The 15,291-nt window shown below is 35.0% G+C and carries 11 protein-coding genes; 6 read left to right on the plus strand and 5 right to left on the minus strand.

All coding sequences use genetic code 11. The features are described from left to right. Position 1 precedes the first annotated feature (1 nt). A complete protein-coding gene (locus tag Q4566_RS06475; RefSeq protein ID WP_303419795.1) occupies positions 2–1,018 on the minus strand; it encodes an LD-carboxypeptidase in 1,017 nt (338 codons plus the stop codon). 112 nt (positions 1,019–1,130) lie between these two features. On the opposite strand from Q4566_RS06475, the gene metG reads away from it, so the two are divergent. The 6 genes from metG to Q4566_RS06505 all read left to right on the plus strand — a co-directional run bounded on the left by metG (position 1,131) and on the right by Q4566_RS06505 (position 8,970). Further along, positions 1,131–3,188 carry a methionine--tRNA ligase gene (gene metG / locus Q4566_RS06480; protein ID WP_303419796.1) on the plus strand — a complete coding sequence of 686 codons (2,058 nt, stop codon included), beginning with the start codon at positions 1,131–1,133 and terminating at the stop codon, positions 3,186–3,188. A gap of 259 nt (positions 3,189–3,447) precedes the next feature. Beyond that, positions 3,448–3,921: a lipocalin family protein gene (locus Q4566_RS06485; protein ID WP_303419797.1), complete on the plus strand. Its 474-nt coding sequence runs from the start codon at positions 3,448–3,450 to the stop codon at positions 3,919–3,921. Between the two features lie 47 nt (positions 3,922–3,968). Next, positions 3,969–4,670, plus strand: a complete 702-nt coding sequence (locus Q4566_RS06490; RefSeq protein WP_303419798.1) for an OmpA family protein — start codon at positions 3,969–3,971, stop codon at positions 4,668–4,670. Between the two features lie 167 nt (positions 4,671–4,837). Then, entirely contained in the window at positions 4,838–5,359 is a 522-nt protein-coding gene (locus Q4566_RS06495) for a ferritin (RefSeq protein WP_303419800.1), read from the plus strand. 780 nt (positions 5,360–6,139) lie between these two features. After that, a complete protein-coding gene (locus Q4566_RS06500) occupies positions 6,140–6,742 on the plus strand; it encodes an alpha-ketoglutarate-dependent dioxygenase AlkB (protein WP_303419802.1) in 603 nt (200 codons plus the stop codon). 110 nt (positions 6,743–6,852) lie between these two features. Continuing rightward, entirely contained in the window at positions 6,853–8,970 is a 2,118-nt protein-coding gene (locus Q4566_RS06505; RefSeq protein ID WP_303419803.1) for a Tex family protein, read from the plus strand. 136 nt (positions 8,971–9,106) lie between these two features. Here Q4566_RS06505 and Q4566_RS06510 read toward each other — a convergent pair whose 3' ends face one another. The 4 genes from Q4566_RS06510 to Q4566_RS06525 all read right to left on the minus strand — a co-directional run bounded on the left by Q4566_RS06510 (position 9,107) and on the right by Q4566_RS06525 (position 15,228). Next, positions 9,107–9,748, minus strand: a complete 642-nt coding sequence (locus Q4566_RS06510; protein ID WP_303419805.1) for a transposase — start codon at positions 9,746–9,748, stop codon at positions 9,107–9,109. 452 nt (positions 9,749–10,200) lie between these two features. Then, the gene (locus tag Q4566_RS06515; RefSeq protein WP_303419806.1) at positions 10,201–10,632 is read right to left on the minus strand and encodes a TerB family tellurite resistance protein; all 432 of its coding nucleotides are present in this window, start codon (positions 10,630–10,632) and stop codon (positions 10,201–10,203) included. A gap of 89 nt (positions 10,633–10,721) precedes the next feature. After that, positions 10,722–12,518 (minus strand): YfiR/HmsC family protein, encoded by a 1,797-nt coding sequence (locus Q4566_RS06520; RefSeq protein ID WP_303419807.1) that lies wholly within the window; start codon positions 12,516–12,518, stop codon positions 10,722–10,724. Between the two features lie 4 nt (positions 12,519–12,522). Then, positions 12,523–15,228, minus strand: coding sequence for a TonB-dependent receptor domain-containing protein (locus Q4566_RS06525; protein WP_303419808.1), 2,706 nt, complete (start codon positions 15,226–15,228; stop codon positions 12,523–12,525). Positions 15,229–15,291: the final 63 nt, after the last annotated feature.

A 15,291-nucleotide genomic window follows, 5' to 3' on the forward strand; every position in this document is an offset into this window, starting at 1 on the left:
ATTATTCAAATACAATAGACGAGGAATCTTTGGTCACTTTCAGAGTAATTTGGTCTCCAAAAATCAAAGCACGATTATCTTTCGCGTGCCCTGCATGCATATTAAATGCGACTGGGAAATCATATTCAGCTAGGACGTCTAAAATAAGTTGCTGAATCGAACTGCCCCAAGGTGTGGTGTTTTTCTTGATTTTGGTCATATCACCTATAATCACCCCCGCACAATCATCAAAATAACCAGCGCGTTTCAAACTTTGAAGTAAACGGTCAATATGGTATTTGTATTCGCCAATTTCTTCAATAAATAGAATTTTTCCTTTGGTATCTAGGCTCGATTTAGAACCTAGCATAGTTTGGAGAATGCTTAAATTTCCACCAACTAATTCCCCAGAAACCGTTCCTGGTTTATTGTATGTTGATCCTTTTAAAGTGTAAGCAAGTGGATTCCCAAAAAGAGCATCTTTAAAAGTTGAAATGGTTTGTTTTATGGTTTCGGGAGTGTCTTGTAAGCTGGTACACATCATAGCGTGTAAAGACTGGTAGCCTAAATTATGAACATCGCTGTGTAGCGCAGTAATATCAGAATAGCCGATAACCCATTTCGGACTTTCCTTAAACTTAGTCCAATCCAATTTGTCTAAAATACGCACGGCACCATAACCACCACGAGCACACCAAACCGCTTTAATGTTTGGGTTATCGATGGCTTTTTGAAAGTCTTCACAACGCTCATCATCCGTTCCGGCAAAGTGATTATTCTGATTAAAAACCGATTTTCCAACCACAGAGTGTAACCCCCAACTTTCTAAAAGTGCTTGGGCTTTTCTAACTTCAGCAGTACGGTTTTTTAAAATTCCTGAAGGTGCTACAATAGCAACTGTGTCTCCTGCTTTTAAGTATGGTGGTTGTATCAAGCTGCTTTGTGGTGTTTTATGAGTTGAGGTTTGTGCTGTGATCGTTTGAATTCCGAAGAAAAAAACAGTACAAAATAGACTAATTGTTAATAGGTTTTTTGCCATAATGTAAAAGTACATTTTTTTTCTAAATCGCTGCTTAAATGATTACTTTTGTGGCTTTATTAAGACTAGGTCATTGTATAATTAATGGCCTGAAACCATATTTTTACTTTAGATGAATACACCAAAACGATACACTGTTACTACAGCTTTACCATATACAAACGGCCCAATTCATATCGGGCATTTAGCAGGTGTTTATGTTCCTGCCGATATTTATGTGCGTTATTTACGCTTAACGGGTAACGATGTTGCTTTTATTGGTGGAAGTGATGAGCATGGTGTGCCTATTACAATTAAGGCGAAAAATGAAGGGGTTTCTCCTCAAGATATCGTCGATAAATATCACGCGATTATTAAAAAGTCTTTCGAGGATTTCGGAATTACCTATGACAATTACTCGCGTACTTCGGCGCCTATTCATCATGAAACGGCTTCAGAATTCTTTAAAACGCTATATGATAAAGGTGAATTTATTGAAGAATCTACCGAGCAGTTATACGACGAGCAAGCCAATCAGTTTTTAGCCGATCGCTTTGTGGTTGGAACTTGTCCGAAATGTGGAAACGAAGAAAGCTATGGTGATCAATGTGAAAATTGTGGTACCAGCCATAATGCTACCGATTTGATTAATCCGAAATCGGCATTAACCGGTAATGTGCCAACCTTAAAGGAAACAAAACACTGGTTTTTACCTTTAGATAAACACGAAGCTTTTTTAAAAGAATGGATTTTAGAAGGTCATAAAAAGGATTGGAAACCTAATGTTTACGGACAAGTAAAATCATGGATTGATGACGGTTTACGTCCTAGAGCGGTAACTAGAGATTTAGATTGGGGAATTCCTGTGCCTGTTGAAGGTGGTGAAGGTAAAGTGCTTTACGTGTGGTTTGATGCGCCTATTGGTTATATTTCATCAACCAAAGAGTGGGCTGCTCGCGAAGGCAAAGATTGGGAGCCGTATTGGAAAGACAAAGATACCAAATTAGTGCATTTTATAGGAAAAGATAATATTGTATTTCACTGTATCATTTTCCCTGCGATGCTAAAAGCCGAAGGGAGTTATATCATGCCAGATAATGTGCCCGCAAATGAGTTTTTAAACTTAGAAGGCAATAAATTATCAACCTCTAAAAACTGGGCCGTTTGGTTACCAGAATATTTAGAAGAATTCCCTGGACAGCAAGATGTCCTGCGTTACGTGTTAACAGCAAATGCTCCTGAAACTAAGGATAACGATTTCACTTGGAAGGATTTTCAAGCGAGAAACAACAACGAATTGGTAGCCATTTTTGGTAATTTCATTAACAGAGTGGTGGTTTTAACCAATAAATACTACGAAGGTGAAGTGCCAGCACCAGCGAATTTTGAAGCCGTAGATGAAGAAACCTTAGCAGCGGTAAAAGCTTATCCAGCCGTGATTTCTAGTTCAATTGAGCGTTACCGTTTTAGAGAAGCGGGACAAGAACTTATGAATTTAGCCCGTTTAGGGAATAAATATTTAGCTGACGCTGAACCGTGGAAGGTGATAAAAGTTGATGAAGAACGTACTAAAACGATTATGTATGTGGCACTTCAAATTGCTTCGGCATTAGCGACTTTAAGTGAACCGTTTTTACCGTTTACTTCAGAAAAATTAAAAGGTATATTAAACCTTGAGAGAGTCATACAATGGAATGAAGTCACTACTGAAGATGTCTTACTTCCTGCAAGTCATAAAATTGGCAAAGCGGAGTTGCTATTCTCTAAAATTGAAGATGAAACCATTCAAAAGCAGTTAGATAAATTAGAAGCCAGCAAAAAAGCCAACGAAGCTGCCAATAAAGTGGTAGAGCCTCAAAAAGATACGATTACATTCGATGATTTTACAAAATTAGATTTGCGTGTTGGGACGATTATTGAAGCTGAAAAAATGCCAAAAACCAAAAAATTATTGGTTTTAAAAGTCGATACAGGTATTGATGTACGTACCATCGTTTCTGGTATTGCTGAAAGTTTCAAGCCTGAAGAAGTTGTTGGAAAACAAGTCACGGTTTTAGTAAACTTAGCACCAAGAGCTTTACGTGGTGTTGAAAGTGAAGGCATGATTTTAATGACCGAAAACGCCGAGGGTAAATTGGTGTTTGTAAACCCAGATGAGGCTAATGTAGCGAATGGTTTGCAAATTAGTTAGAGCCGGTTTTCGTTTAAATGCTGAAATAATGAAGATGTGTTTTGTCACAATAACAATTTGCTTTTTGGCTATTTGAACATGAAAGTAGGTCAATATAAACTCGTTAAGTTTTAATTTTAACGCTATTGCTTTTTAGACGTGCCACTACATTTGAATTATCATATATTGTAGTATATTTATATGTAGTAACCAGATAAGTTTAATATAGGATGCGCCGAAAAGTGATATTCTGAAGACTTATAAAAACATAATATAATCCATGAAAAAAATAGTACTAGTATTATTGACTTTAAGCCTTGTGGCTTGTGGGTCGACCAAAACAGCTACACCAGAACCAAAAAAAGTAATTAAAGGTGATTGGACCCTTAGTACCATATCGTACAGTGAAGCAGGAGAATTTGATGTAACCCTTCTAAATGAAGACACCAAGGAGTGCTTTGAGGGCAGTACCTGGAATTTTATCCCTAATAATAACACTGGAAGTTATTCAATTGAAGGTGCTGATTGTAATTCTGGCATGCGCCATTTTATTTTTACCATTCAAAAAATTGATGAGCAATCAGGACTTTACGATTTCTTATTAAAACCTACTGATGAAAAAGGTAAGTCCATGACGAATCAAGGATTTAGATTAAAGTTAACTTCTATCTCTGAAACATCAATGGTTTGGGAACAACATCTAACGGTTGACGACGAACCATTTGTTATCACATGGCAGTTTGGTAAATATTAAGATATTAAATTTCCCTAAAAATTAATTATAATTTTAATATAAGAAGCATGAAAAAATATATTCAAAAAACATCCATAGTATTATTAGCAGTAATCACCTTAGTTTCTTTTGTGAACTGTAAATCTGTCGAGAATGCAAATAACAAACAAAAAGGTGCCGCCATTGGCGTTGCAGGAGGCGCTCTTCTAGGAGCTATTATAGGAAACAATGTTGGTAGTGGTAATAGCGAATTAGGAGCTGCTATTGGAGCTGCTATTGGCGGTGGTGCCGGAGTAGTTATAGGTAATAAAATGGATAAACAAGCACAGGAAATTGAAGAAGAAGTTCCTGGAGCTCAAGTAGAGCGTGTTGATCAAGGTATTGTTGTGACTTTCGAAGATGGAAGTGGTGTATATTTTGCAACTAATAAATATAATATCAATTCGGAGTCTCAAGAAACATTAACCAAGTTGGTTGGTATATTTCAAGATAATCCAGACACCAATTTAATGGTAGTTGGTCATACAGATAGTCAAGGTGATGCTAATTATAACATGACGCTTTCTAAAAATAGAGCAAATGCTGTAACAGGATTTCTAAAGCAAAAGGGAGTAAGTTCTAGTAGATTAGAAACTCACTGGTTTGGTGAAGAACAACCGGTTGCAGATAACAACACTGCAGAAGGTCGTGCTAAAAATAGACGTGTAAATATCGTTATTGTACCAAATGATGATATGATTAATGATGCAAAACAAGAGGCTGGGAATTAAAAAAACATACTTAAAAATAACTGTTAAGAAATCCACTAAAAAATAGATTTTAGTGGATTTCTTATTATTATAACTTTAATTAAGACTTATTATAATTTAAGAATTAAGTAATTTCTCATTGAATATTAAATGAAGAAATCTTTAACTTTACATAAAAACGAATCATTATGTTATCAAAAAAGATCGAAAGCGCATTAAATGCGCAAATAAAAATAGAAGCAGAATCTTCTCAAATATATTTAGCAATGGCTTGTTGGGCTGAAGTAAAAGGCCTGGAAGGTGTTGCTAATTTCATGTACGCACAGTCTGATGAAGAACGTGAGCACATGCTTAAATTAGTGAAGTTTATAAACGAACGTGGTGGCCATGCTAAAATATCAGAGTTAAAGGCGCCTAACGTTACTTTTACATCCTTTAAGGAAATGTTTGAAAAATTATTTGAACATGAAGTGTTTGTGTCGGAAAGCATTAACGAATTAGTGCATATCAGTTTACAAGAAAAAGATTACGCCTCGCATAACTTCTTACAGTGGTATGTGGCTGAACAAATAGAAGAAGAGGCCGTTGCACGTACCATTCTTGATAAAATAAACATGATTGGTGACGACAAAGGTGGTTTATACTTATTCGATAGAGATATTGAAAACCTAACTGTAACTACAGCAGCCTCTTCTGGACCACAGATTTAAATTTTAACATTTAACCTTATTTAGATTTAATTAAAATAACATATATTTGTCCGCGATAACGAACCGTGTTATAGTATTGTGGGTAAGAAAAAGCAGAAAAAAGCAGAGAAAAAATTACGAAAATTAGGAATTGAACTTCCTGAAAAGGTAAAAAGTAGCTGTTGTAAAAAATTTAAAAAAGGAGAAAACAAGCGTTGTAAAAAATGTCCTTGTTTCGATTTAATAAAGAAAGTAGCGTAACTTTTTTGAGGTGCTTAACGTGTTTTAAGTATCAGCTTAAAAAAATATACCGCTTTCAAATATTGAAAAGACCTGTTGGTTTATATAAACTAACAGGTCTTTTTATGTTTTATGGGACAAAAGGAAGACCCTTCAGGTTTTTAAAACCTGAAGGGTCTGTATAGGTTTAAAATATAATTGTTTGATATTTAGTGTATATAAAATTCATAATTTGGTTTTTGCACACGCCTATAAAAAGATTAAGCTGTTACAGGTAACCACACCTATAACAGCTTTATTAATCTTTAAAAACCAAACTAAATTAACTATATGAAAAAATGTAATCTGTTATAATTACTCTACAAATTTACGTTAGGTTTAGAGGTTTTAATGCGACATGCCATGTCCGAGTATAGTGGCCTGCTTTATCAAAGTTTTTTGAGCGAATTCAAGTTTGTGATTCAGACATGGTTAGCACGACATGTTTCAAGAACTCATATTATAATTAATGACAGACTTTATATCTTTACAAACCTAGTTTTCAGCTTCAAAATTCAATAAATGGACTTGTTTAATAATGATGTCGTATCTAATATTTTACCCTACGATGGTGAGGTGAATTATTATGGCAAAGTCATTCCAGAAAAAAAGATTGCTCATTATTATAACCAATTACTAGAAGAAATTTCGTGGAACCACGACGAAGCTATTATTTTTGGCAAATTAATCGTTACCAAAAGAAAAGTCGCCTGGTATGGTGACGAAGCTTTCGATTATACCTACTCTAAAACCACCAAACGTGCTTTGCCATGGAATAAAGCCCTTTTAGAACTTAAAAATCTGGTTGAACAAAAAACGGGAGAAACTTATAATTCTTGTTTGCTCAATCTCTATCATAACGGCGATGAAGGCATGGCTTGGCACAGTGATGCCGAAAAAGACTTAAAAAAGAACGGTTCAATTGCCTCACTCAGTTTTGGTGCTGAACGCAAATTTTCCTTTAAGCACAAAACAACGAAAAAAACGGTTTCTGTGGTTCTAGAAAGAGGGAGCTTACTAGAAATGACAGGTACAACTCAAACCCATTGGCTACATCGTTTGCCTCCAACAAAAAAAGTGAAAACACCACGAATAAACCTCACATTTCGCACTATCGAACGTTAATTGGTTTATAAATAAATGGGGTAAATGTTTTAATCCTCAGTTGGAGATATTTCATTGCGTTTTAAGATTAAAATTCTTTAGTTTAGCCTTCAATTAGTTTGTTAGTATTCATGATAAAATATATAGTTCAACACACTCAAATTCAAGAATCATCGGTTAAAAATACCGTAGACCTTTTAAACCAAGACTGTACGATTCCGTTCATATCGCGTTACCGTAAGGAAGCAACAGGTAATTTAGATGAGGTTCAAATTGGTGATATCGTAAAATTTAAGGAACAATTTGAAGCCTTAGAAAAACGAAAAAAAGCCATTTTAAAGGCTTTAGAGGAGCAAGATGTTTTAACCCAAGAGTTAGAGCAAAAAATTGCAGCGACCAACGATTTAACGGCACTTGAAGATTTATATCTGCCTTATAAAAAGAGCCGAAAAACCAAAGCCGAAAAGGCCAGGCAAAACGGATTAGAACCACTGGCTAAAATCATCATGAGTCAGAATGCTATCGATATTGAATCCATTGCCTATAAATATGTGAAAGGTGAAGTTGATTCTGTCGAAGTGGCTTTAGAAGGTGCGCGTCATATCATTTCCGAATGGGTAAACGAGCGTAGTGATATTCGAAATAACATACGTCATCAGCTGGGGCGTTTCGCTATGCTTTCCACGAAAGTGATAAAAACAAAAGCAGAAGATGAAAATGCTCAAAAATTTAGAGATTATTTCGATTGGGAAGAAAACTTAAATCGGATGCCATCACATCGTTTTTTAGCCATTACTAGAGCTGAAAAAGAAGGCTTTATTCGCGTGAAAGTTGCTATTGATGATGATCGTGCCTTAGATAAAATCGAGCAGCGTATGATTAGATCTCATAACGCTTGCGCGGAACAAATAACCTTGGCGATAAAAGATGCTTACAAACGTTTATTATTACCGTCCTTAGTTAATGAAGCCTTGCAAATCGCTAAAGATAGGGCCGATGAATCTGCTATTTCTGTATTTGCTAAAAATTTAAAGCAACTGTTGCTGGGGTCGCCTTTGGGAGAAAAACGTGTTATGGGTATCGATCCTGGATTCCGATCGGGTTGTAAAGTGGTTTGTTTAGATGCTCAAGGCCAGTTAAAATACAACGAAACCATTTACCCGCATCCACCAAAAAATGATAGTATCGGTGCCATGAAAAAGATAAGTTCATTAGCCGATGCTTATAAAATTGAAGCTATTGCTATTGGAAACGGTACAGCATCACGAGAAACCGAAGCCTTAATTAGAAAGGTGCATTTTAAAAATGATGTACAGGTTTTTGTAGTGAGCGAAGCAGGAGCCAGCATATATTCAGCATCAAAAATTGCTAGAGAAGAATTCCCTAATTATGACGTTACGGTGCGTGGTTCGGTGTCTATTGGAAGACGCTTGCAAGATCCTCTGGCCGAATTGGTAAAGATTGATGCGAAATCTATTGGTGTTGGGCAATATCAACATGACGTGGATCAAACTAAACTTCAAAAAGAATTGGACGTAGTGGTTGAAAACTGTGTGAATGCGGTTGGTGTAAATATCAATACGGCCAGTAAATCACTACTAAGTTACGTATCAGGTATTGGTCCGAAATTAGCTGAAAATATTTTTAATTACCGACAAGAAAATGGGGTGTTCACCTCAAGAAATGAAATTAAAAAAGTACCACGCCTAGGCGGAAAAGCTTTTGAGCAAGGTGCAGCTTTCCTAAGAATTAAAGATGCTAAAAACCCATTGGATGATTCGGCAGTACACCCCGAGAGTTATACCATTGTAACTAAAATGGCGAAGGATTTGGGGCAATCGGTTGAAGATTTAATAGGAAATTCTGAAGCACTTAAAAAAATAAGTTTAAAACAGTATTGTACTGAAACCATTGGTTTACTTACTCTGGAAGATATTATTAAGGAGCTTGAAAAACCAGGTTTGGACATTCGTGAACAGGCTAAAGTGTTTACCTTCAATCAGAATATAAAAACGATTAACGATTTGCGAGAAGGGCAATTATTGCCAGGTATAGTAAATAATATTACCAATTTTGGATGTTTTGTAGATGTTGGAATAAAAGAAAGCGGATTGATTCACGTGTCTAATTTAGCAGATAGTTTCGTTAAAGATGTGAATGAACACGTGAGTTTACATCAGCAAATTATAGTAAAAGTCCTTGAGGTTGATGTTCCGCGAAAGCGTATTCAATTAAAATTGCATAAATAAAAAATGGCTGTCGAAATTAAATTTCAGACAGCCATTTTTTTAAGTTTAAGCTAGAAATGATATTTACATATGCGTAAACATTTCTAGTGTTTTATTAATCATTCTGGGCGTAATGGACAAAATGGTTGGCCTTTTTTTAGATAATTTTATCGTTTTGTTTTTGTTTTAAAAACTCATTTATAAATTTGATTTTTCTTTCTTTAGTCAATCCATTATGATTTCTAAGCTTATTTTTTAAATCTGAAAAATGACCATCAATCATGTTAGTTGTATTAGGAATATTTAACTCATAATTATCATACCATGTAAATAACCATGTCATATTTGTATTAAGGCTTCTGTATGCACTTCTGAGTCGTTTATGTGTAAAGTGACTTCTACCTGTTTCCATATTAATTGTTCGCTCACTTAAAAAGTTTTCCCACTTATCAAACCACATTCTTAACCCACCCTCAAATGATTCTTTGTCAGTATTTTTAAGTATAGCGACATGTGTCTTTAGGTCAATGGAAGCATGCATTTTTGGGTTTTTAGTTATGTACCTTCTTATTGCAGCAACTTGATGAAATTGACAGAGTTGAACTGGGATACCTTTAAAAGCTCTAACTAACCCTTTTCTTCCATCACAGACGATAGCAACAACTTCAAAGCCTCTAGATTTAAGCTCATTAATTCCTTTTATGTACAAAGCATTGGTTTCTGATTTGACGTAATACCAAAGTAGGTTTTCTTTACTGTAAGCATCCTTAAACAACATCAATCCAAAACTTCTGCCCAATAAGTTGTATCCATTAAAACAACAACTTTCCTAGGAACTACCTCTAGTTTCTTTATTTGATAAAGATCTAGCTTGCGTTGGATAGTTCTCTTTGAGCATCCATATTTGTTCGCTAGTTGTATATAAGTTTGTTTGCCTCTGGTATATTCATCCCAAAGAAAATCTACAGAAATTTGTTTTCCACCAGTAAAAACCTTGTTACAATTCAAACATTTGTAACGCTGTTTTCCTAATCTAACACCATATTTGTGAGTGGTTAAGTTTTCACAAAATTTACATTTTTTTTATTCAAAGCCTTTGATTTGAATCAAAGCTAATAAACATAAGCTCTAAGAAAGTTTTTACCAACCATTTTGTCTATTACATCTCATTCTGAGTAATCGAGGAATCTCACGTATCACGGAAAAATTCTTTAGTCGTACCACTTTCTGAATGACAAAATCAAAATGATTTTATTTATTCATGTTTTTAATCTGCTCCATAAAAGTTTCTAAATCAACACCGTTTTGCACGAGCGTTAAAGCTTTGTCTGTAATGTACTTTACATTCACAGAATGAAACCCTAAGCCTACGGCAATTTTGTTTAAAAGATGGTGTTCTGGGTCTCCTTTAATTTGATCCACATGTACCATACGTACCAAATCGTATAAACGCTCTAACCTACGATCATAAGACGACGGTGGGTTTATAGGATGTGATTTATAGTCTTTTAAAATAGAAATATATTTTTCCTTGTGGATGTTTAAATTGTGGGCTAATCGGTCTAAAAAAGCTTGTTCCTCTGCTGTAATAATCCCATCGTCCATAGCTAGACGCACAATCGCTGCAAAATGGTTCTCATTACGCTGTTTAAAACCACTATCAAATAATTTTGAAATTGACATTTTTTTTCAGTTTAGTTCAAACACAAAGATAATTAAAGTTTGGGGCTTTTTTGTAAATAGAAAGCAAATTTGTGACTCCATAAAATTTCTTATTTCGGAATAGTGAAGAAAAAAGTGGTTCCTTGGTTGATAGTAGATTCGAACCATATTTGACCACCAAGTGTCTCTACAATTTTTTTACAAAAAGCTAAGCCAATTCCAGTACCCTCATAGGTTTCTCTAGAATGTAATCGCTGAAAAATAGCAAATATCTTATCCTTGTGCTTGCTTTTAATGCCAATACCATTATCGGTGATTTCAAACTGCCAAAATTCCTGAGTTTGATGTTCAGGAACTGTGGTGGTACATGAAATACTTATAATTGGAGAAACGTTTGGTTTTTTAAACTTTATAGCGTTGTTTATTAAATTTTGAAAAAGCACAACCAGTTCTATTTGACTGGCTCTGACTGTTGGTAAGTCTTGGTAATGAATAGTGGCGTTGTTTCGATGGATCGTATTATCTAAATCACTAATAATATCTTTAACCAAAGTGTTGCAGTTTATATTTGATTTCTCGCTGGCTTTCCCTAATCTAGAATAATTTAATAGCGCATCAATAAGGTTTCTCATGCGATTACTCGACTTGCTTATAAAATTCATACTCATGATAGCATCGTCATCAAGTTTATCCTTATAATCGTCTTGAAGTAAGTCAATTAAACCGGTTATGGTAGTTAACGGTTCTTTAAGATCATGACTTGTGATGTATGCAAATTCCTCTAGTTCCTTGTTTTTTGAAGCGATTTCTAAAGATTTATTAAAAATATCGTTGTTCTTTTCCTGTAAATCTTTGTTTAAAAATTTTATGGAAGCATAGTTTCTATATAGCAAAACAGCTGCTATTAGGAATAAGATAAGGAGTGCAAGAAGTAAGTAGTTAACTGTTTTTTGAGTGTTTAAATTGGTGTTTATGCTGCTTATTTTTTTTGCTTTAGAATCGATTTCTTGTTTTTGATTTTTTAAGATTTCCTTTTGGGAAGTAATGGTGTTATTTGTAAGATCTATAAAAGCTTGCTTTGCTATTAAAGAATCGATTTGCTTTAAAATACGTGCTTCTAACGCTTTTTCGATGGCTAATTTCTCCGAGTATTTCTTTTTTTGAAATTCTGATAAAGATGTTAATTCATTAATCTCCGATTTTTGAGTGTTTAGTACGTCTTTTTGTTTGTCTATTTCAGAGCTTATGCTATTTATAGTTTTCTCCTGATTTGAAATATTTTCATCCTTATGTTTAATGTTATCTTTGGCAATTTCTAAAGCTTCCTGTGTTTCTTCAAGCTTTTCTTCGGTATCTTGAAAGATTTGCTTCCACTTTTCAATTGAAGAAATAGCGTTTTGCTTTAAGGTAAGTGAAGGACTAAGGTTGTTACTAGCGAGTAAATCTTCATTAATTTCATACTGAAAATCTTCACCAATATTTACAATGTTAACCATAGAGGAATTAAAAGGAAAATCTTCTGTGATGAGTAAGGTATTGTTGGCTGCAATTTTGTTAAGAATATAATCGACATCAAAATTCTTGTTATGGTTCACATAAACTACATCAACATCGGTGATGTCTTTGATGCTACTAAAACTTTTAATACGAACCGGTTTATTTTTAATTTGGCGTTTTTGAGCCAATCCTTTTAAATCGATACTTGTTCGGTCTTTACCAAGGACACCAATGGTGAATGTAGGATTTGTGTTGGTATCGTTATATTGAATTTGTTCCGATATATTGAAAATAAAAAGGGCGCGCTTTACACGTTTTATTTGTTCGTTTAAAGCGTCTTGGGAAGACGCTTGATGCGCCCACGTGAGGATGAATAAAATTAAAACATATCTTAATGTATAAATCCTCATGGTTTTATAAACGTAATAGTAGTTTTAAAAAACAGTTAGCGCCATTTACTCCAAATTGTTGCACACGGCGGCTGTAAGTGAAACTTCCGTTGTTGGTATTACTAGAATGTGTATGTTCGTCTGGATACACGTTAAATATGTTATTACATCCTACGGTTGCTTCTAAAAAGTTAGCCACACGGTAGGCGATATATAAATCGGTTACAAATTTCGGACTGAAAGTTTGGTCTCTTGTTTCTACTTTTCCTGTATATGTATTAAGTTGCCAGTTATTTGGGTCGCCGTCATCGGGGTGAAGGTAATCTAAACTTCCAAAATAGGTGCCCACTAAATTAAATTTAAAATTATTTATTTCATATTGAAAATACGAGTTTATTTTAAAGTTTGGCTGTGCCGATTCTATTCTAGAGCGTTCCTCTCTGTTAAATAAGGATACTAAATCGCCGTTTTCAACGCTGTCTTCGTTCACATGGGTTACCTTTGTTTTCATTAGGTTGGCAGAGATATTTCCGTTAAATAATCCACTTCCTAATTTATTTTGGTAAGTAAAAGAGGTTTCAAATCCGTTGGTTTTGGAATCTATGGCATTCACAAAAAACTGAGCAGTGCTAACATCGTATGGCGCAAGTTGTGATAAGTATCCAGCCCCAAAACCACCAGATAAAATAATACGATCTTTTATGCTTATGTTGTAATAATCTAAAGCAAAGGTGAATTTGTTATTAAACTTAGTGCTCCAACCCAAACTAAAATGTTTCGACAATTCTGGAGTTAATTTGCTTACCTTGAAAACATCGGTAATTAAAGAGCTTTCATGGTTAAAAGTTCCAACCTGACTAATGTCGCCATCAAAATATTGTGTACTTATCTTTTGAAAATAAACCTGGTGTAGGGATGGTGCTCGAAAACCCGTTGAATAACTCGAACGAAAAGAGATGTTTTTGTTTAGTAAATAACGTCCTGAAAGTTTCCAAACTGAATTCTCTCCAAAATCGTTATTCGATTCAAATCTATATGCTGCTTTGAATAAAAGTGGTTCCAAGGGTTTTAATTCTAAATCAATATACCCAGAAGCATTTGAGCGTATGCGAACTAGCTCGTCGGAAGGTTGAATTCCAGGGAAAACTTGAGCGCCAATAAGTCTTGGTTGCTCGTCTCCGTTTTCATCAAAATAGGTATCACCACCATTGATATAGGAGTCTTCTTCACCGCTAATAATTTCATAACTTTCAACACGCATTTCTCCTCCAAAGGCTATACTAAAGCCTTCCATATAATCGAATTCTTTATCGATATCAATATTAGTTGTATTTAAGCTGTAGAGATATCCTCCAGACTTGAAGGTTTTTGGGGAACGAAGTCCTAATGAAGCATTATTTGAGTTACTTACTGTAAAATCAATACTGTTGCTTCCCATGGAATGACTAAAATCTAAATGCCATTCATTCTTTTCTCCTTTAAGTCCCATGGTAAGGGCATTGTCTTCAATATTTGTAATGATTTTTGGAGAAAAGCCGTTAGGGAATAATTCTTCTACCACGCGATCGGGTTCGTTAGGAAAACGATAAAACCCGCCTGAAGTACCTTCTCTTGTATTTCGCCCTCCAAAAAAATAGAAGTTTGCTTTTTTGAATATGGAAAGTTCGCCGTTTAAAGACACAGCCGAATTTCGAACGGCTGCACTCCCTATTTCCATAACTTGCCGGTCGTTATAGCCCGTTTTTCCGAAGAAATTATTTTGTTCAATTAATTGTTCGTCTATGGCATCATCAGAATCGTAAACGTTTCCTGTATAATTACCAGCTCTGTTCGTGGCTTTTCTATCTCTAAATTCTCCTGTGATATTGATGAAGCCTGTATTGCCGATTTTGAATCCGAAATTAGCTCCAAAATAACTGGTTACGCCGTCTCCTTCAATATTAGATTTTACTCTGGAATCGATATTAATGATATCAGTTTGTTCTTTAAGTACAATATTGATAACTCCAGCAATGGCATCAGAACCATATTGAGAGGTAGCACCATCTCTTAATATTTCTATGTGATCGATGGATGACACCGGAATGGCATTAAAATCTGTACCTACAGTACCGCGACCAATGGTGCCATTAACATTTAGCATGGAACTGGTATGGCGACGTTTTCCGTTAATTAAAACTAAAACTTGATCTGGACCTAAACCACGTAATGTGGCAGGATCGATGTGATCTGTACCATCTGAAATGGTTTGGTTTGTAGAATGGAATGAAGGTGATAAATAGTGTAATATTTCCGTTAATTCGAAATGTGAAGAGCCACTAATTTCTTCAGGTGAAATGACTTCTATGGGAACGGTAGTTTCTAAAGACGATTGAGGTCTGGAACGTGTGCCTAAAGAAACAGGTTCGTCGGCAGAAAATCCAGTTTCTAATATGAAATTGGTAACAAGTTCATCGCCTACATGAACCTCGATGGCAACGCTTTTAGATTGATACATGATAAACGATGCGGTAACTACATAATGGCCTTCTTCTAAATTTAAGGTATAATCACCATGGATATTAGTGGTGGTTTGCAAGGCTGTACCTTCAATAGTTATAAGTGCTCCAGGGAGTTTGCCGAATTCATCAGATACATTTCCAGATAAAGTGGCTCGGTCTTGAGCACTTAAAACTTGTCCTGATAGAAAACTTATTAAGGTTAGTAGGTATAGACAAATTTTTATGCGCATGCGGTAGTTTGGTTATTTCTGTATAACTACATAAAAATCTTCAAGTGGTAATATTACGGGTAT

Source organism: Tamlana sp. 2_MG-2023 (genome assembly GCF_030548465.1).
Taxonomy (GTDB): domain Bacteria; phylum Bacteroidota; class Bacteroidia; order Flavobacteriales; family Flavobacteriaceae; genus Pseudotamlana.